This window comes from Candidatus Magnetaquiglobus chichijimensis (genome assembly GCF_045865675.1).
Taxonomy (GTDB): Bacteria; Pseudomonadota; Magnetococcia; order Magnetococcales; family Magnetaquicoccaceae; genus Magnetaquiglobus; species Magnetaquiglobus chichijimensis.
In genome coordinates this window covers 539,863-559,148 of sequence record NZ_BAAFGK010000002.1, presented here as the reverse complement: position 1 = coordinate 559,148, position 19,286 = coordinate 539,863, and the positions used below count along the sequence as shown (strand labels likewise).

Sequence of the window (19,286 nt, the reverse complement as noted above, 5' to 3'; positions counted from 1 at the left end):
ACCCGTGACCATTCCGGGCCCAAAGTACCAGGCAAATCTTTCCTGGCATCCGGATCCCAGAGGGGTGTCTGCAACAACTCTGCCAGTCGAAATCAAGACGGCTCTTGTCCAGGCAAAACGGAAGGGCACCAAAACGGAACATCTCGGTCACACCCCCTGGACCCCGCAAAGGCAAGGGTCCAGGATAGTTGCGCCGGATCAACCGTTCTCGAGGGAACGGAGACGGGCCCAGATGCGGTGGTATTTCTGCAAACGCGCCCAATCCGGTTCGATCAACGGTTGGGGCAGACGGCGCACATCCATGTTGTCCTCCAGGTCGACGATCTTGACCCGCCGCGCCAGCGGCTGATGGGCGATGCGCGCGATGTAGTCGTCGTAGGACTCCTCGGGACGGTGGGTCAGGCAGTCCAGCGCCTCAAGGACGGTTTCGGAAAACCCCATGGAACGCAGGGTTTCGAATTCGACCCCGCAATCCTCGATCACGTCGTGGAGCACCGCGACGATGCGCTCCTCCTGGGTCTCCAGGCGCATCATCAACCGCAACGGATGGAGAATGTAAGGTTGGCGGGACTTGTCGAGTTGACCCAGATGGGCCTCGGCGGCCAGGGCGATGGCGCGATCCAGGGTGGCCATGGCTAGACGATCGCCAGCATCCGTTCCAACGCCACTCGGGCGGGAGCCGCCACCTCGGAAGCAACCGAGATCACGTTCACCACCTCGCCAGCCTGGAGATTCTCCAAAGTCCAGCAAAGGTGCTGGGCATCGATGCGGAACATGGTCGAGCACATGCAGATGGTCGGACAGAGGAAATGGATCTCCTTGTCCGGCATCTCGTGTTTCAGGCGGTTGACCAGATTGAGCTCTGTGCCCACGGCCCAGACCGAGCCCGAGGGGGATTCCCGAACGCTTTTCTGGATCAGCTCGGTCGAGCCGCGCAGATCGGCCATCTGGCACACCTCGAAGGAGCACTCCGGATGGACGATCACCCGGATCCCCGGATGACGGGCGCGAAACAGCTCCACATGGGCGGGCTGAAACATCTGGTGAACCGAGCAGTAGCCATCCCACAGAATCACCTTGGCGCGACGCAGGGTTTCCGGATCCGATCCACCCAGGGGTCGGGTCGGATCCCAAAGCACCATCTCGTCGAGGCTCACCCCCAGGGCGTGGGCGCTGACCCGTCCCAGGTGTTGGTCCGGAAAGAACAGCACCTTCTCCCGTTGCGAAAAGGCCCATTCAAGAATCCTGGTGGCGTTGGAAGAGGTGCAGACCACCCCGTTGTGATCGCCGCAGAAGGCCTTGAGGTCGGCCATGGAGTTGACATAGGTGATCGGCGTGACCAGGCCATCCACATCCAGGATCTCGCCCAGTTGGCGCCAGGCGCTCTCCACCCTCGGCAGATCGGCCATGTCGGCCATGGAGCAGCCGGCGGCCAGGTCCGGCAGGATCACGGTCTGGCCGGGCGCGGAGAGGATATCGGCCACCTCGGCCATGAAGTGGACCCCGCAGAAAACGATGTATCGGGCATCGGCCCGTTGCGAGGCCAAACGGGAGAGCTTGAGGGAGTCGCCGGTAAGATCGGCGAATTTGTACACCTCCTCCCGCTGGTAGTGGTGACCGAGAATCACGCACGCGGAGCCCAACGCCTGTTTGGCGATGGCGATACGCCTATCCAGATCGGCGTCGGAGAGTTCATAATAGGGTTCCAAGGGCAGCATCGAACAATCCTCAATTGAGCAGACTGCAACATGGGGCGAGCCCCTCACCCCCCGACGTGGCACACCCGGACAGGCTCTCCACGCACGAACGAAAGTCGAGGCATGACGAATCCAGACGACATCATGCAGTTTAACAATCCTTGGGAGCGACGGAAAGAGGCGTTGCGTGCCCAGGCCATCGCCATGGGCTTCGCGCTGGCCGGCTTCGCGGCGTTGCGCCCCCCGCCGCGCGCCGAGGCGCTGACGCCCTGGCTCGAGGCGGGACGCCACGGTGGCATGGCCTGGCTGGCGCGAAGCCCGGAAAAACGGGCCGATCCTGGCCTGTTGCTGGGCACCGAAGGGGTGTTGATGGTGTTGGGTTGGCACTTCCCGAACCAGGAGCGGGACAGGGATCGGGATCCGGCTTGCGGGGTGATCGCGGCCTATGCGCAGCGCACCGACTATCATATCGTTTTAAAGGAGAAAACCGAGGCCCTGGCCGCCTGGCTCGAACGCGAGATGGGCACGGTCATTTCCCACCGCAGTTTCGTCGATACCGCACCGCTTCTGGAAAAACCGCTTGCCATGGCCGCCGGTCTGGGGTGGCAGGGAAAGAACACCCTGCTGGTAACGCGTCGGTTCGGGTGCCGGTTGATGCTCGCGGAGCTTTTCCTGCCCGTTCCCATTTCTCCCGATGCGGCGGGAGGCGACCACTGTGGCCGTTGCGACCGGTGCCAGAGGGCCTGTCCGACCGGAGCCCTGAATCGGGATTACCAGATCGACGCAGGCCGTTGCCTGGCCTACTTGACGGTGGAGCACCGGGGATCGATTCCCGAATCGCTGCGCACGGCGCTTGGCAACCGGATCTTCGGCTGCGATGCCTGCATCACGGCCTGTCCCTGGAACCGCTTTGCCCCTCTGGAAACCCCACCCCCGAGCGATCTCGCGCAATCCGGTTCCGACGCCCCCTTCAACCGCACGCTGACCGAGTGGGCGGAACTGGATGAAACCGCATTTCAGCACCGCTTCGCGGGCACGCCGGTCCAACGGATCGGACGGGTGCGTCTGCTGCGCAACATCGCCACCGCGCTCGGCAACTGGGACGATCCGGGCGCGATCCCCCCGCTTCGACGCTTGCTGGAACATCCCTCGCCCCTGGTGCGGGAGCACGCGGCGTGGGCGCTTGAAAAACAGATGGCGAAATAATGAACCGGCTCACTTTTTTCCGGTTGGGAAGATGCGGGCGAAATCGGCCTCCGGCATGGGTCTGCCGATCAGATACCCCTGAATCGACTCACACCCCCGCTCTTCCAGATAACGCATCTGCGCCTCGGTCTCCACCCCTTCGGCCACCACATACATCTTCAACCCCTTGGCCATGGAGAGGATCGCCTCGACGATCGCCCCGTCCCCCTCGCAGGCTGGCAAATCGCGGATGAACGACTGGTCGATCTTCAAGGTGTTCAACGGGAAACGCTTGAGATAGCCCAACGACGAATAGCCCGTACCAAAATCGTCCATGGCCAGGGAGATGCCAAGCTCGCGCAACCGGTTCATGATTCCGATCGCCTTCTCCACATTGCCCATCACCATGCTCTCGGTGATCTCGATCTCCAGCCGCTCCGGCGACAGGCCGGTCTTGGCCAGAATATCCCGCACCTGTTCCAACAGATCGGCCTGCTGGAACTCCCGCGAGGAGAGATTGACCGCCATCTTGAACGGACAACTCCCCTTGCCGTGGGTCCAGGAGGCCGTATCGGTGCTGGCCGTCTCCAGAATCCGCTTGCCGATCGGCAGGATCAGACCGGTCTCCTCGGCCAGGGGGATGAACTGGCCGGGATTGATCAGTTTGCCATCCGGCTTGATCCAGCGGATCAACGCCTCGGCCCCACACAGGCACTGCTTCTGCAAGTCCCACTTCGGCTGGTAGAAGGGCACCAACTCCTGACGATCCAGCGCCTTGTAGAGATCATCCTCCATGGCGATGCGATCGAACGCCTTGGCATGCTGATCCGTGGAGGCGAAGCGGAAGGTGTTGCGTCCCCCCTCCTTGGCGTGATACATCGCCATGTCGGCATGCTTGATCAGCGTCTCCATGTTGGAGGAGTCCACCGGGAACATCGAAATCCCCACGCTCGCCCCAACATAGACGTTCTGGCCGCAAAGATGTACCGGTTCACGCACCGAGGCGATGATCTTCTGGGCCACGGCGGCCACATGGTCGGTGCTGTGCAAGTTGGTGAGGATGATCGTGAACTCATCTCCCCCCATGCGCGCCACGGTATCGCTTTCGCGCACGCAGATTTTAAGTCGCCGCGAAATCTCCTTGAGCAACTCATCCCCGATCTCGTGCCCCAGGGTGTCGTTCACCCACTTGAAACGGTCCAGGTCGATGAACATCACCGCCAGATTGTTCTTCTGACGCTTGGCCAGCACGATATCCCGCGCCAGACGCTCGTGGAAAAACATGCGGTTCGGCAAACCGGTCAGGGCATCGTAAAAAGCCAAACGCTCCAGTTTGTTCTCCACCGCCTTTTGATCGGTGATGTCCATGAAGATGGCCATGTAGTGGGTCAGATCACCCCCGGCGTTGCGGATGGCGCTGATCGAAACCCACTTCGGAAAGATCTCGCCGTTCTTGCGCCGGTCCCAGATCTCCCCCTCCCACTTGCCATCCGCGATCAACTGGTTCCACATGCCACGGTAGAACTCCCCGTCATGCCGACCGGATTTGGTCACGCTCGGCGACTTGCCCAGCACTTCCTCCTGCGCATAGCCGGTGATCCGCTCATAGGCGGGGTTGACATCGGTGATTCTGCCTTTCGGATCGGTGATCAGAATCGCCTCGCCGGCATTCTCGAATACCCGCCGCGCCAGGATCAACGACTCCTCGGCCCGCTTGCGTTCGGTGATGTCGTTGATCACCCCCACGAACATCCGAAAACCACCGACGTTCATGTCGCTGACGAACAACTCGGCCTGAAACGGACTCCCGTCCTTGCGCAGACAGGTGATCTCCCGGCCCATGCCGATCACCTTGTTCTCGCCGTCCGCCAACTGGTGATCCCCAAAGCCGTCATGTGCATCAGGAACCGGTTCATGAATAAGCAGGTTCACACTCTTCCCCAGCATCTCCGCCTGGGAATAACCGAAAATCCGCTCCGCCGAGGGATTGAACAACTGCACGAGCTTGTTGGCATCGATGACGATGATGGCGTTGACAACCGTGTCCACCATGGCGCGCACCAGGGCCTCTCCGCGCCGCCGCTCGATCTCGCTCTCGCGCAATTCGCGGGTCATCTCCTCGGCCAGGGCCAACGACCGCGACCGACCGGTCACCAGTTGCCACACCAGCAGCGAAAACAGCACGGTGGCCAGAAGTCCGGAATAAAGGATCAATCGCCCATCCTGTTCGCGAGGCATCGACTCATAGGCCGCGCGCGAGCGGACGGTGATCATCCAGGAGCGTCCGAACATTTCGAATCGCTCCTCGAAATGGAACAACGCCGGTGACTCCCGTTCCGTCTCCCCACGGGACAGATGATGATCCGAATCGTAAAGCAGGTGCGCGCGGTCCACGGCATGACCGTCGAAAATGTGCAGATCCAACCCTTCACGGTAACGACCCAGCACGCCATCCATCAAATCGTGGGCGCGAAAAGGGGCATAGGCCCAACCCAGCAGGTTGCCCAGACGCTCCTCGGAAGAGGCTATGGACACCCCACGCCGATAAACCGGCACATACAACAGAAATCCCGGCTGCTCCTCCCTGCCATCCTCCTGAACCAACTTCACCCTTCCCGACATGGCCGCACGACCCGATGACCATGCCTCGTCCATGGCCGCGCGACGCACGTCGTCGGTATACATGTCGTATCCGAACGCACGCAGGTTGCGTTGGGAAAAGGGTTCCAGATAGATGCTGGGCGTGTAGACAGGACGTTCCCCATCCGGATGGATGGCGAATTCCGGAAAACCCTCGCTCCGAATCGATTCGATCAGCGCGACCTTCCCGGCGGATGGAACCCACATTGAAAAACCAACCCCCTGAATGCCCGGATATTTCTCATCCAGATTCAGGTTGACCACATAATCGCGAAACTCGTGCCACGAGACGTTCTCGGAAGCGATGAACAGACCTCGCACCCCACGCAACACCTGCTCATAAGCATTCATGCGATTCTGGATCCGCGTCACCACCTCCTTGCCGCGTTGGTTGAATTCGCGTTGCAGATCGTTATGACCCTCCAGCCATACGACCCGGTACGAAATCAAGGTGATCACCACGCCCGCGACAAAAACCAACCACGGAAGAAGGCGATGGACAAGCAATCTCATGCGTATACCAACTCCCATTCAGGCCAAAGCCTGATCGACCGCGCCGCGCCAGGATCTCTACCGGCGCGGCGCGGTCGGATCCCGATCAAAAGGACTCGAACTCGTCGTCGGAAGCACCGCCGCCCATGTCGAGATTCACGCCACTCCCGGATTTGGCAGGCGCGGGCAACGCCTTGGGGGCCGCCTTCTTGGAAAAGACCACCCCCTTCTTCGCCACCCCCACCGCCGGCGCCGTGCCACTCCGTTTGACCGCCGGAGCGCGACGCCCCACCGCGTGGGAGACCACATGGCCCAACTTGAAGAAGGAGATCGACTGACTCATGATGTCCGCCTGGGCGCTCAACTCCTCGGCGGTGGCGGCCATCTCCTCGGAGGAGCCGGCATTCTGCTGGATCACCTGATCGAGCTGCTGGATCGCCTGGTTGATCTGCGCCACCCCCTGATTCTGCTCCTGACTCGCTGCCGCGATCTCCTGGATCAACTCTGCGGTCTTCTGGATGTCCGGAACCAGCATGTTGATGATGCCACCCGCCCGCTCGGCCACGCCCACGCTGGTGGAAGAGAGATGGCTGATCTCGCCGGCGGCGGTCTGGCTCCGTTCCGCCAGCTTGCGCACCTCGGCAGCCACCACCGCGAACCCCTTGCCGTGCTCGCCGGCACGCGCCGCCTCGATGGCGGCATTCAACGCCAACAGATTGGTCTGGCGGGCGATCTCCTCGATGATGCCGATCTTGGAGGCGATCTCTTTCATGGCGGTCACCGCCTGGATCACCGCCTGACCACCCTCCTCGGCATCCTTGGCCGCCTTCTGGGCAATGGTCTGGGTGGTGCTGGAGTTGTCCGAGTTCTGCTGGATGTTCGAGGACATCTGCTCCATGGCCGAGGAGGTCTCCTCGATGGATGCGGCCTGCTCGGTGGCCCCTTGCGAAAGATTCTGCGCCGCGTTGGAGATCTCGTTGCTGCCCGCCGACACCTGGGAGGCGGCAGCCGACACCTCGCCGATCACCGCGCGCATCTTGGTCACCATCTCCTGAAGGGCCTTCGCCAACTGCCCCAACTCGTCCTTCTGCTCCAGATCGATGGTGGCCGTGAGATCACCCTGGGAGAGACTCCGGGCAAACACCACCCCCTTGAGCAAGGCGTTCACGATCATCTTGGTGATGAAGATGGTCACCAGAATCCCCAACACCACCGCCAGGGCGCTGCCGCTCATGATCATGGTGTTGGCCGACGCCATTTCATGATGCATCTTCTCTTCCTGATCCTTGGCCGCAACGTTCACCACATCGTCCACTTTGCGGCGGTTCTGGATCATTTCGGCCTCCAGGCCGGCCTGTTTGGCCTGGCTCTGGATCACCGCCTCGAGGGACTTCTGATAAACATCCAAGGCCGCGATGATCTTTTTGCATTGATCACTGTTGACCGGGTTCTTGAAGCTCGGAAGCATCTCCTCGGCCATTTTTCTGGCCTTGGCGCTCTGCTCCCGCGCCCGTTTCATCTGCTTGTCGTCCTTGCCGCGGGTCAGCAGGATCTCCTTCTCGCCCAACCGGCCATCCAGATACGTGTTCAGGATATCTTGCGCGAGATCGAGCTTGTGTATCCGATCCGCAAGTTTCTCACGCAACTCCTTGGCCTTGGCCGGATCCACCCCCTTGCCAACCTCGTCGAGATGCTCGTTCATCCGGGCCAACATGTAATCGACCAGTTGCTGGATATCCTTGGCAACCAGCTGGGAGGAGGTGCGGATCTGACCGATGGTGTCGTTGAGCTGTTTTTCGGTATCGATGTAACCGGCGAACGCCTTTCCATAAGCGTCCGACATGGCGATCACGTCGTCCATCTGCCGCTTGTTGGTCGGATCGTGGAATTTCACATCCCGCGAATCCCCTGCCTGTTTCTTGATCTCCTCGACCGCCTTGAGCCCCTTTTCGCGCTGTCCGAGATCCTTGGTGCCCAGGAAGTTGCGTTCGGCGCGCAACGCCTCCGTGGCCTGGTGGCTCAGAAACGCCATGTCGTTCACATTCGCGACGCGCTTCTCGACGCTGTTCATGCTCTTCCAGCCGATGAAGGCCACCAGCACGGTGAGCAACAGCACCACGCCAAAACCAGCACCCAATTTTACACCGAGTTTCAGATCTTTCATGGCCTCTCCCCTGGGTTCACCGACCGATTGCACCCTTGCAACGTTGTATGCACGTTTTGCAAAGAATTGCAAACGCCCTTCATTTGCTTGATTGATTTCTATTTGATGCAATGAACGCAACAAAGTCAAACAAGAAACAGCTCCTGCCCATAAATTTCAAACAGTGTTCAAACTCTATAAACAAACGTGCATGATTGGGAGGAGCCTCCCCATCGTGCACGTTACAAAGAATCAACCATCACGCATTCGCGCCCCATCCAGCATCCGACCCAGGGCCGCGCCCGGATCGGACTCCTTCATGAAGGACTCGCCGATCAACACCGAGTGGATCCCCTGGTCGTGCAGACGAATCAGATCACCGGCATCGCGGATGCCGCTCTCGGAAACCACCAGACGCCCGGCCTCCACCCGCCGGGCCAGCCGGAAGGTGGTCTCCAGATCGGTGACGAACCGCTTGAGATCCCGGTTATTGATCCCCAACAGCGGACTCTTGAGTTCATGCGCCGCCTCGAGTTCCGCCTCGTCATGCACCTCGATCAAAACATCCAGCCCCAACTCGAAAGCCGCGGCTTCGAGTTCTCGCGCCTGAGGGATCGCCAACACCGCCATGATCAACAAAATCGCATCCGCGCCCAAGAAACGCGCCTCGGCCACCTGATAAGGATCATAGACAAAATCCTTGCGCAACACCGGCAGGCCGATCCTCGCCCGAATTTGTCCCAGATAGACATCATCCCCGAAAAAAAAATCCCGGTCCGTCAAACAAGAGATGCAACAGGCCCCATGCCCGGCATACCCCGCCGCGATGGCCGCCGGATCGAATTCGACACCAACCGGGAAGATTCGTCCCTTGGAGGGCGATCCCAATTTCACCTCGGCGATCACCGCCGTCTGCTGTTGACTGGCCTTGGCAATCAAGGCCGGGGCGAAACCACGGGTGGGCGGCGCGCCACGACACTCCGCCAGAAGCCCGGCCTCGGAGATGCGACCGCGCGCCTTGGTCACCTCCGCGCGCTTGCGGGCCATGATGCGATCCAGAATGGTTTCGGACATGGGGGGCTGGTCCTGACAAAAAGGAGGGATGATCAGGCGTTGGAGATGCGAACCAGCCGTTCCAGCCGCTCGCCGGCCTGGCCCGAATCCACGGCCCAGGCGGCCCGGGCGATCCCGGCAGGCAGATCCGTCACGACACCGGCGACCAGCAGCGCGGCGCCCGCGTTCAACAACACGATGTCGCGACGCGGACCGGGATCCCCGGCCAGAATCCCGCGCGTGATCGCGGCATTGAAAGCCGCATCCCCGCCGGCCAGATCGGCGGGACCGGCAAGCGGGATGCCGAAGCTCTCGGGATGCCATGTATGCGGTTCCAACCGGCCATCCGGCGTCCACTCGGCCACCTGGGTCGGACCGGTGGTGGTGATCTCATCGAGCCCGTCGTGACCATGCACCACCAGGGCATGGCGCGAACCGAGCCGGCCCAGCGCACGCGCCACCGGTTCCACCCAACGGGCATCGAACACCCCCAACAGTTGATTCGGCGCGCCGGCGGGATTGGTGAGCGGTCCCAACAGGTTGAACAGGGTGCGGAATCCCAGTTCCTGGCGCGGTCCCATGGCATGCCGCATGGCGCCGTGATGACGCGGGGCGAAAAGAAACCCGATCCCGGCCTCGGCCAGACACCGCTCCACGGCCTCGGGATCCAGGTCGATCCGCACGCCCAGAGCCAACAGCAGATCCGCCGAACCGCTCCTGGAGGAGATGGCCCGGTTGCCGTGCTTGGCCACCGTCACCCCGCACGCGGCCACCACGAAGGCCACCGTGGTGGAGATGTTGAAGGTGCCCAACCCGTCCCCACCCGTGCCGCAGGTGTCGATCACCGTACCCGAAGCGGTCACCCGCGTCGCCTTGGCGCGCATGGTCAACGCCGAACCGGCGATCTCCTCGACCGTCTCGCCCTTCATGCGCAAGGCGGTCAGATAGGCGCCGATCTGCGCCGGGGTCATCTCCCCGGACATGATGCGCTCCATCATCCAACGCGCCTCGTCCTGGGTCAGATCGACGCCGGTCACCACGCGACCAAGCAGCTCACGGATCTCCATGGGACGTCAACCTTTCAGAAAATTGGCCAGCATCGCGTGACCGTGTTCGGTCAGGATCGACTCCGGATGGAACTGCACCCCCTCGACCGGCAGATGGCGATGGCGCAATCCCATCACCAGACCGTCGTCGGTCCAGGCGGTGACCCGCAGACAGTCGGGAATCGAATCCCGCGCCACCACCAGCGAATGGTAGCGCGTGGCGCGGAACGGCAGCGGCAACTCCCGGAACACCCCGGTTCCGTCGTGCTGGATCATCGAGGTCTTGCCGTGCATCAGATGGGGCGCGCGCACCACCAGCCCTCCATAAGCCTGCCCGATCGCCTGATGCCCCAGACACACCCCGAGCAGAGGGATCCGTCCGCCCAGCCGCCGGATCACCTCGAGGGTGATCCCGGCCTGATCCGGATTGCCCGGACCCGGCGAGATCACCAGTTGATCGGGAGACATGGCCTCGATCTCGTCCACGGTCAGGGCATCGTTGCGGGCCACCCGAACTTCCACCCCCAACTCGCCGAAGTATTGGGCCAGGTTGTAGGTGAAGGAGTCGTAATTGTCGATGAGTAGCAGCATGGCGGCTCACTCCAACCCTCGCTGGACCAGATCCACGGCCCGCAACACGGCACGCGCCTTCTCGCGGGTCTCCTCGTACTCCCGCTCCGGGGTCGAATCGGCCACGATCCCGGCCCCGGCCTGCACATAGAGCCGACCATCCTTGATGATCGCGGTGCGCAGGGTGATCGCCAGATCCATGTTGCCGGAAAAGGAGATGTACCCCACCGCGCCGGCATAGGGTCCGCGTCGCGACACCTCCAGCTCGTCGATGATCTCCATGGCGCGGATCTTCGGCGCGCCGCTCACCGTGCCCGCCGGGAAGGTGGCCGCCACCAGGTCGAAGGCGTCCAGACCCGGTTTCAGCCGCGCCTCGACGTTGGAAACGATGTGCATCACATGGGAGTAGCGCTCCACCACGAACCGTTCGGTCACCTTCACCGTGCCGTTCACCGCCACCCGCCCCAGATCGTTGCGCCCCAGATCCACCAGCATGATATGCTCGGCGATCTCCTTGGGGTCGGCGAGCAGTTCCTGCTCCAACGCCAGATCCTGGGCCGCGTCCACCCCGCGCCGCCGGGTGCCGGCGATGGGGCGCACCGTGGCGGTCTCCCCCTCCTGACGCACCAGGATCTCGGGACTCGATCCGACGATGGCGAAATCCCCCATCTTCAAAAAATAGAGATACGGCGAGGGATTGGTGGCCCGCAACGCCCGATAGAGGGCGATCGGCGGGTGATCGAAGGGGATCGACAGGCGGTGCGAAAGCACCACCTGGAAGATGTCGCCGGCCAGAATGTACTCCTTGGCCTTGCGCACCGACGCCTCGAAGATCTCCCGTTCGGTTTCGTGGACGAAATCGGCCTCGCTCACCGGTCGTCCGGGGGGCGTGAACGGCGGACGCCGCTCCCCGGCGCGCAGCCGTTCCACCACCGCCTCGATGCGCGACGCGGCGCGCAGATAGAGGGCGTCCGGGTCATCTTCCGGCCCCACCAGGACATTCACCACCACCTTGAGTTTGCCAAACAGATTATCGAAAATCAGTGTAAGGTCGGTGAGCATGAACTGGGCGTCCGGACAGCCGAGCACGTTCGGATTGCCATCCGGGATGCGCTCGAAGCAGCGCACCATGTCGTAGGAGAAGAATCCCACCGCGCCGCCGTGAAACCGGGGCAGCCCCTCGACCGCCACAGGTCGGAAGCGTCCCATGAGACTCTTGAGGATCTCGACCGGATTGCCCTCCTCCACCACCTTCGAGCCGTCGCGCCGGTCCAGCAACTCCACCCGGTTGCCGTTCACCGTGAAGATGGCCATGGGATCCAGGCCGATCATGCTGTATCGGCCCCACTTCTCGCCCCCCTGCACCGACTCCAGAAGAAAGGCATGGCTCTGGTCGCCGGCCACCTTCATGAAGGCGGAGACCGGGGTGTCGAGGTCGGCCATGATCTCCCGATAGACCGGAATCAGGTTGCCCTGTCCGACCAGGGTACGAAACTGTTGCAAGGAAGGATGCATCATGCCACCCCAGACTCAGGCCGGATGGATTGTCGATGGAAGGGTCAGTTGATCAAATGGGCGCCCGGATCGGCCAGCATGGCCGGGTCGATGCCCAAACCCCGCAAGGCCACATGCCAGCGTTCCAGCGGCGGGGCCTCGAACAGCACCGCACGATTCGGCGCGCTCACCAGCCAGGCATTGGACTTGAGTTCATCCTCCAGTTGTCCGCCCGACCAGCCGGAGTAGCCCAGCGCCAACAGGAACCGTCCTCCGGCATCCCCGGCCAGATGGCGCAGGATATCCGGATTGGTGCCGAGATAGAGCCCTTTTTCCACCTCGATGCAGCCGGGACAGTCCAGGGTGCGTTCGTAGAGGATGAATCCCCGATCCAGGGCCACCGGCCCCCCCTGGAACACCATGGGGTGATCGTCGTCGCGCTGCCAGGTCAGCCCCAGCTGTTGCATGATCTCACGCATCGAGACCGGATGGGGTTGATTGATCACCAATCCCAAGGCTCCATCGCTGGTGTGCGAGCAGATGAACAAGACGCTCCGCTCGAAATGGGCATCGCGGAGGCCGGGCATGGCGATCAGGAACTTGCCGGCCAGACTCCCCACTTGTTTCATCGCGGCATACCCTCTCGTGCGGAAACGTCAAGACAACAGACTTCTCAACCGCTCGTGAATCCCATCAAAACCGCCATTGCTCATCACCACCAGCCGATCGCCGGGAAGCACCCGCCCGGTCAGGAACGCCACGGTTTCGGCAGCGCCCTCGACCACCAGGGCGCGCGGTTCGTTCCCGGACAGTGGCCTCTCCCGATTGATGGTCGCCACGATCGAATCGACGTCCAGAAGCTCCTCCGCAGGCAGTCCCCGCGCCGCCGGACGGGCCAGGATCACCCGATCCGCTGCCTCGAAGGCGGCTGCCAGCCGTTCCTGATGCACCCGCCGGCGCATGGTGTTGGACCGGGGCTCCAGGATCACCCAGATGCGATCGCCGCCGACGCTGGCGCGCAGACCGCGCAGGGTGGTGGCGATGGCCGTGGGGTGGTGGGCGAAATCATCATAAACCGTCACACCCTGAATTTCAAACCGCTGTTGCAGCCGTCGGGCCACGCCGCGAAAGGCCGACAGCCCATCCCGAACCCGCGCCGGATCCATGCCGTGGCAGAGGGCCGCAGCGGCCACCGCCAGGCCGTTCATCACGTTGTGACGCCCGGTCTGGTTCCAGGTCACGGTGAACAACGCCTCCCCGTCCCGCGCCACGGTCCAGACCCGACCATCCGCCTGGTCGAGGCGCGCCGTGAATTGACGAGATGGGGGGGAACCCCCCTCACCTCCGGCTCTTGGCCTGCTCTCCGGGAGTCCCGCAGTTCGAGACTCATCCAGACCGTAGCGGATCACCCGGGAATGGGCATGGGTGAGCAGGGCCTCGATCTCCGGATCGTCGCCGTTGGCGAGCACCAGGCCCGAGGCGGGCACGGTGCGCAACAACAGACGAAACTGCGTGCGAATCGCCTCCAGATCGGGATAGATGTCCGCGTGGTCGTATTCGAGATTGTGCAGGATCAAAGTTTTCGGACGATAATGCAGAAACTTCGGACGCTTGTCCCAGAAGGCGGTATCGTACTCATCCCCCTCGATCACGATCCAGGGCCCTTGCGGAGCGCGGGCGCCGAAACCGAAATCCAGAGGAATGCCGCCGATCAGAAAACCCGGTCCCCAGCCGGCCTCCTCCCACACCCGCGCCATGAGGCTGGTGGTGGTGGTTTTGCCGTGGGTGCCGGTCACCACCACCGGGTGACGTCCCTGCAACACATGGGTCTGCAACCACTCCGGACCCGACACGTAGGGCAATCCCGAATCCAGCAGGGCCTCGAGTTCCGGATTGCCGCGCGAGATGGCGTTGCCGACCACCACCAGATCCGGGGCCGGGGTGAGATTCCCGGCGCCAAACCCCTCGGCCACCGGGATGGCCAAACCAGCCAGAAAATCGCTCATCGGCGGATAGACCCCGGCATCCGAACCGGTGACACGCCAACCGGCCTCCCGCGCCAGGGCGGCGATGCCCGCCATGGCCGTGCCACAAATGCCGATGATGTGCAGATGCTTGAGCATGATCTTGAAGACTCTTCATGAACCCAGGATTGACGGATGGCCAACTTGCATGATGGGGGGAGAACCCCCTCACCCCCCGTACCATGGACCTCCCTTCGGGAGTTCCATGCTAACCGGCATCCCAGACCAGGGAATCCGGCTCCTCGGGCCGCGCCCAGCGCAGCAGGGCGCGAAAATGTTCCCAATCGAACCCGGATCCCGGATCCCATTTGCGCTCCGGGGCGATGTCGCGATGCCCGACGATCCGCTCCGGCGTGATGCCGGGCAGACGGACCATCAGAGTACGGGCCAGCCCGGCCAGACAGCTGTATTGTTCGGGGGTGAACCGACCATGTTCCACCCCTTCCAGCTCCACGCCCACGGAAAAATCGTTGCAGGCCTCCCGACCCAGCCAACTGCTCTTGCCAGCATGCCAGGCCCGGAGCAAAACCGGGACATACTGGGTCAGTTGACCGAGACGATCGATCAGGAAGTGGGCGGAAACGCGCAATCCGGCCAACTGGCGGAAATAGGGGTGGGCCTCGGGATCCAGTCGCCCCAGGAAGAGATCGTCCACGAATGGTCCACCGAACGCGCCGGGAGGCAGACTGATGGCATGCACCACCAGCAAATCGATCCGAATCCCCTCGGGACGCGCGTCGGCGTGGGGAGATGGCAGGTAACGCACCAGCGCGGCGGTCAGCGGACGCTCTCCACGGCGACCACTTCGGGCACCCGCTGTTTCATGAGCCGCTCGATACCGCCCTTCAAGGTCATGATCGCGCCGGGACAGGTGCCGCAGGCCCCACGCAGACGGACGTTGACGATGTTGTCGGCGGTGATCTCCACCAACTCCACATCCCCACCATCCCGCTGCAACATGGGACGGACCTCATCCAATACGTTCTGAACTTTTTCCAGGATATCCACGGCCCACTCCGATTCGTTCACAAGTCAACTTGAAACATGATGAGGGGATCCCCCTCACACCCGACCGCAGACATCCCAGGCGGGAGTTCCACGGCAAGAAACACCGGCCACGCCAGAATCAACCCTTAACCCTGACCATGGAATTTCCGAAGGGAAGGTCCATGGTCAAGGGGGCTCCCCCCAGCATGCACGTTACGGACGCGACTCCTTGAGCTGCTCCTTCAAGGGGGCGACCGGCTGCACGGCGTTCACCGCCGGCAGCAGGGCATCGAGGTTCAACCCGCCGGTGGCGTACAACAGCTTGAAACCGGCCAACACCAGCGCGAACCGTCCCTTGGCCAGTTCGGTCTGGGCCGAGAAGGCCTCGTTGCGGGCGTCCAGCAGATCCAACGCGGTGCGCGTACCGACGCGATACTCCCGTTCCACGCCGTCCAGGGCGTTGTTGGCAGCCTTCAATCCGCTCTCCAGTGCCTGATTGGCGGCCTGGGCGCTCTTGAGATCGAGCAGCGCCGACTCCACCTCGCGCTCGACCTGCAAGCGCATCCGTTCCAGATCCGCGGCCTGGGCATCCTTGCGGGCCTCGGCCTCGGCGGTCTGGGAGACGATCATGCCACCCGCGTAGAGCGGCAACGTCACCCCCAGATCGACGCTGTATTTGTTCAACGGATCCACCGTGCCCGAGGTCTCCTCGCCCCAGGTTCGGCTCGCCCGCGCCGACAGGGCCACTGACGGCATGTGACCAGCCCGCTTGAGGGCGACATCCTCCTCGGACACCTTCAAACGCAAGGTGGCGGCCACCAGATCCGGACGCTCGGCGGAGCGCAGACGCATCTCCACCTGGGAAAGCGCCTCGAGTTTTTCCCGAAAACCGGGCAGATGCAATCCCTCCGGCACCGGCATGCCGACCACCTCGACGAAACGGGTCCGGGCCAGGGCCAGGGTGTTTTCGGAACGGACCAGATTGGCCTCGGCGCTCGCCAGACGCGACTCCGCCCAACTCACGTCGGTGCGGGTGATCTCGCCGACCCGAAACCGGGAACGGGTCGCCTCCAGGTGTTGTTTCAACACCTCGCGGTTGTTCTTGGCCAGACGCACCACCTCGGTGGCCTGCAACACCTCCACGATCACCGAGGAGGCCTCCAGGAACACCCCCTGCACCGCCGCCTGGGCATCGCGCTCGAAAGAGGCGATGTAGGGCTTGGTTTGACGCATGGCCACCAGCGCCTTTTGATTGAAGAGCACCTGGGTCAGCGAGAGTCCGACGACATCCGGATCCGTGCTCGCGGCGCCGTCCCGCCAATCGAGACGGCTGTGTCCCTTGGAGGCGTTCAGGTCGATGGTGGGCAGCAGCGCCGCCTGGCTCTGGGGCAGCCGTTCCAGGGCGGCCCTGAGCTGGGCGGCGGCGGCGGTGGCGCGAGGGTTCTTGCGCAGGGCCGCGTCGATGGAGGTGACGAACGGATCGGTTTTGTCCGCATCCGCCCAAGCCGGGCCCGACAGGCCGATCACGAGGGATCCGATGCCGATAACACGCTTTAGAACGCCAAACACGTCTGAAATCCCCTATTTTCTCGAGAGCGATTCAACTCCTGGGAACGTCTGTCCCGGAAGATTCTTTCAGTCGATGCGATTTCAAGCAAACCTGGGGCCAACGATGCCACAAGCGGGCCCGACCGCGATACGCGACCACGGTAACGATAACATAGGTCGATCCGCGCTCAAATGTCCAGATGATCCCGCGCGAAGGGGGCCTTTTCTTGAATGAATCGGAACCTTTCCGCCGGTCGCTTGCCCATCAGGCGATCCAGAGCGTCATGGGTGGCATCGGCGTCATCCACCACCACCCTGAGCAGATGACGGCTGGCTGGCGCCATGGTGGTCTCGCGCAACTGCGCCGGATCCATCTCGCCCAACCCCTTGAAGCGTGAAATCTCCACCTTGGCATTGGCCTTCTTGCGGGTGATCGCGGCCACCATCGCCTCCTTGGCGGCATCATCCAGGGCATAGCGGGTTTCGGCGCCGACGCTGACGCGATAGAGCGGCGGCTGGGCCAGAAACAGCCGCCCGCCATGCACCAAGGGGGTCATGTGCCGGTAGAAGAAGGTCAGGAGCAGGCTGGCGATGTGGGCGCCATCCACATCCGCGTCGGTCATGATGATCACCCGACCATAACGGACCTTCTCCAGCTCGAAGGCCCGTCCGCTACCCGCGCCGATGGCGGTGATCAGGTTCTTGATCTCGACGTTGGCCTCGAACTTCTCCAGATTGGCCTGTTCCACGTTCAGGATTTTGCCACGCAGCGGCAACACCGCCTGGGTATGGCGGTCGCGGGCCTGCTTGGCCGATCCGCCCGCCGAATCCCCCTCGACGATGAACAGCTCGGTGGCGGTGGTATCCGAAGAGATGCAGTCCGTGAGCTTGCCCGGCAGGGTCAGACGGGTGGTGACGCTTTTCCGGGTCACCCGGGCCATGGATTTCTTGCGATTGAGCCGCTCACGGGCCCGATCGACCACCAGCTCCACCAGGCTTCCGGCCCGCTCCGGCGCGCCGTGCAGCCAGTGATCGAGGCTGTCCTTGATCACCGCTTCCACCCGGCGGGTCACGCCGTGGTTGGTGAGCCGGTCCTTGGTCTGTCCCGCGAACTCCGGGTTGGGGATGAACAGCGACAGAACGCCGTTGAGTCCATCGAGCACATCCTCGGGGGCGAACTCCACCCCCTTGGGGATCAGGTTGCGCGCCTCGGCGAACTCGCGCACGCTCTTGAAGAGCGCGGCGCGCAGACCGGTTTCGTGGACCCCGCCCTCGCGGGTGGGGATGGTGTTGCAGTAGGAGAGAATGACCCCGCGCTCCTCCGGGGTCCAGACCAGCGCCCACTCCATCCGTCCGCGGCCATCCTCGCCGAAACGCTCCAGCATCCCGGCAAACGGATCGGCGATGACGCGCCGCTCCTCGGGGATCAGCTCGCGCACGAAATCCCGCATTCCGTCCGGATAGGAGAAGACCTGTTCGGCATCCTGGGTCTCGTCGCGCAGGGTGACGGTCAGCCCACGGTTGAGATAGGCCTTGGCGCGACACATCTCCAGAAGACGGGTCGAATCGAAGCGGGTCAGGGGGAAGATGTCGCCATCCGGCAGAAAGGTCACCAGCGTGCCGCGCCGGCGGGTGGCATCGAGTTGTTCCAGAGGAGATGCCGCCACGCCGCGTTCGAAACGCTGGCGCCAGCGATGACCGTCGCGATCCACCACGACTTCGGTCCAGGCGGAGAGGGCGTTCACCACCGACACGCCCACGCCATTCAGACCGCCGGCGGTTTCATAGGCCTTGTCGTGGAATTTCCCACCCGCGTGCAGGGTGGTCATGATCACTTCCAGGGCGGAACGGTCCGGATAGCGCGGCAGGGGATCGACCGGAATGCCGCGCCCGTTGTCCCAAACCGACACCGCACCATCCTTGCGCAAGGTCACCTGGATGCGATTGGCGTGACCGGACGATGCCTCGTCGGTGGCGTTGTCGAGCAACTCCACCACCAGATGATGCAGGGCCGACTCGTCGGTGCCGCCGATGTACATGCCCGGACGCCGACGAACCCCCTCCAGCCCTTCGAGGACTTCGATCTGGGAAGCGTTATAGCTCATGATGGATTGGATCCGGCCCGCCGTCCCGTCATGTGGGAGGGAGGCTCATCCGAAAGAAAGGACTACTTGTGTCGATAGGAGATGCGACCCTTGGTGAGATCATACGGGGTCAGCTGCACCGTCACCTTGTCACCCGGAAGGATGCGGATGTAGTGCTTTCTCATGCGTCCGGAGATGTGGCACAAGAGCTTGTGCTGGTTCTCCAGTTCGACGCGAAACATGGCGTTGGGAAGGTTCTCCATGACCGTCCCTTCCATTTCGATGACATCTTCCTTACTCAATATTCACACTCCCACGACAAG

16 protein-coding genes are annotated in these 19,286 nt (G+C 62.8%); 1 reads left to right on the top strand and 15 read right to left on the bottom strand.

Going from position 1 to position 19,286, the window contains the following annotated elements; all coding sequences use genetic code 11:
- Nucleotides 1-198: 198 nt before the first annotated feature.
- Both ACOY6C_RS04240 and nadA read right to left on the bottom strand, forming a co-directional pair.
- Nucleotides 199-633 carry a GTP pyrophosphokinase gene (locus tag ACOY6C_RS04240; RefSeq protein WP_420904229.1) on the bottom strand — a complete coding sequence of 145 codons (435 nt, stop codon included), beginning with the start codon at nucleotides 631-633 and terminating at the stop codon, nucleotides 199-201.
- A 2-nt stretch (nucleotides 634-635) separates the two neighbouring features.
- A complete protein-coding gene (gene nadA, locus ACOY6C_RS04235) occupies nucleotides 636-1,718 on the bottom strand; it encodes a quinolinate synthase NadA (protein WP_420904228.1) in 1,083 nt (360 codons plus the stop codon).
- A gap of 102 nt (nucleotides 1,719-1,820) precedes the next feature.
- Here nadA and queG point away from each other — a divergent pair, with 102 nt between their 5' ends.
- Nucleotides 1,821-2,903 carry a tRNA epoxyqueuosine(34) reductase QueG gene (queG, locus tag ACOY6C_RS04230; protein WP_420904227.1) on the top strand — a complete coding sequence of 361 codons (1,083 nt, stop codon included), beginning with the start codon at nucleotides 1,821-1,823 and terminating at the stop codon, nucleotides 2,901-2,903.
- A 9-nt stretch (nucleotides 2,904-2,912) separates the two neighbouring features.
- Here queG and ACOY6C_RS04225 read toward each other — a convergent pair whose 3' ends face one another.
- From ACOY6C_RS04225 to infA, 13 genes are all read right to left on the bottom strand, one after another.
- Nucleotides 2,913-6,035 (bottom strand): bifunctional diguanylate cyclase/phosphodiesterase, encoded by a 3,123-nt coding sequence (locus ACOY6C_RS04225; RefSeq protein ID WP_420904226.1) that lies wholly within the window; start codon nucleotides 6,033-6,035, stop codon nucleotides 2,913-2,915.
- 85 nt (nucleotides 6,036-6,120) lie between these two features.
- Nucleotides 6,121-8,178, bottom strand: a complete 2,058-nt coding sequence (locus ACOY6C_RS04220) for a methyl-accepting chemotaxis protein (protein ID WP_420904225.1) — start codon at nucleotides 8,176-8,178, stop codon at nucleotides 6,121-6,123.
- Nucleotides 8,179-8,409: 231 nt separating this feature from the next.
- Nucleotides 8,410-9,231 (bottom strand): indole-3-glycerol phosphate synthase TrpC, encoded by an 822-nt coding sequence (gene trpC, locus ACOY6C_RS04215; protein ID WP_420904224.1) that lies wholly within the window; start codon nucleotides 9,229-9,231, stop codon nucleotides 8,410-8,412.
- Between the two features lie 32 nt (nucleotides 9,232-9,263).
- Nucleotides 9,264-10,277, bottom strand: coding sequence for an anthranilate phosphoribosyltransferase (gene trpD, locus ACOY6C_RS04210; RefSeq protein ID WP_420904223.1), 1,014 nt, complete (start codon nucleotides 10,275-10,277; stop codon nucleotides 9,264-9,266).
- Between the two features lie 6 nt (nucleotides 10,278-10,283).
- Entirely contained in the window at nucleotides 10,284-10,847 is a 564-nt protein-coding gene (locus ACOY6C_RS04205) for an anthranilate synthase component II (RefSeq protein ID WP_420904222.1), read from the bottom strand.
- 6 nt (nucleotides 10,848-10,853) lie between these two features.
- Nucleotides 10,854-12,344 (bottom strand): anthranilate synthase component I, encoded by a 1,491-nt coding sequence (gene trpE, locus ACOY6C_RS04200; protein ID WP_420904221.1) that lies wholly within the window; start codon nucleotides 12,342-12,344, stop codon nucleotides 10,854-10,856.
- Between the two features lie 41 nt (nucleotides 12,345-12,385).
- Nucleotides 12,386-12,949 carry a YqgE/AlgH family protein gene (locus ACOY6C_RS04195; protein WP_420904220.1) on the bottom strand — a complete coding sequence of 188 codons (564 nt, stop codon included), beginning with the start codon at nucleotides 12,947-12,949 and terminating at the stop codon, nucleotides 12,386-12,388.
- A gap of 27 nt (nucleotides 12,950-12,976) precedes the next feature.
- Nucleotides 12,977-14,443, bottom strand: coding sequence for a UDP-N-acetylmuramate--L-alanine ligase (locus ACOY6C_RS04190; protein WP_420904219.1), 1,467 nt, complete (start codon nucleotides 14,441-14,443; stop codon nucleotides 12,977-12,979).
- A 109-nt stretch (nucleotides 14,444-14,552) separates the two neighbouring features.
- Nucleotides 14,553-15,113, bottom strand: a complete 561-nt coding sequence (gene ampD / locus ACOY6C_RS04185) for a 1,6-anhydro-N-acetylmuramyl-L-alanine amidase AmpD (protein ID WP_420904262.1) — start codon at nucleotides 15,111-15,113, stop codon at nucleotides 14,553-14,555.
- An 8-nt stretch (nucleotides 15,114-15,121) separates the two neighbouring features.
- Nucleotides 15,122-15,346, bottom strand: coding sequence for a NifU family protein (locus tag ACOY6C_RS04180; RefSeq protein WP_420904261.1), 225 nt, complete (start codon nucleotides 15,344-15,346; stop codon nucleotides 15,122-15,124).
- A gap of 198 nt (nucleotides 15,347-15,544) precedes the next feature.
- Nucleotides 15,545-16,858, bottom strand: a complete 1,314-nt coding sequence (locus ACOY6C_RS04175; RefSeq protein WP_420904218.1) for a TolC family outer membrane protein — start codon at nucleotides 16,856-16,858, stop codon at nucleotides 15,545-15,547.
- Between the two features lie 209 nt (nucleotides 16,859-17,067).
- On the bottom strand, nucleotides 17,068-18,984 hold the full coding sequence (locus ACOY6C_RS04170) for a DNA gyrase/topoisomerase IV subunit B (RefSeq protein WP_420904217.1): 1,917 nt from the start codon (nucleotides 18,982-18,984) through the stop codon (nucleotides 17,068-17,070).
- Nucleotides 18,985-19,046: 62 nt separating this feature from the next.
- A complete protein-coding gene (infA, locus tag ACOY6C_RS04165) occupies nucleotides 19,047-19,265 on the bottom strand; it encodes a translation initiation factor IF-1 (protein WP_420904216.1) in 219 nt (72 codons plus the stop codon).
- Nucleotides 19,266-19,286 lie beyond the last annotated feature (21 nt).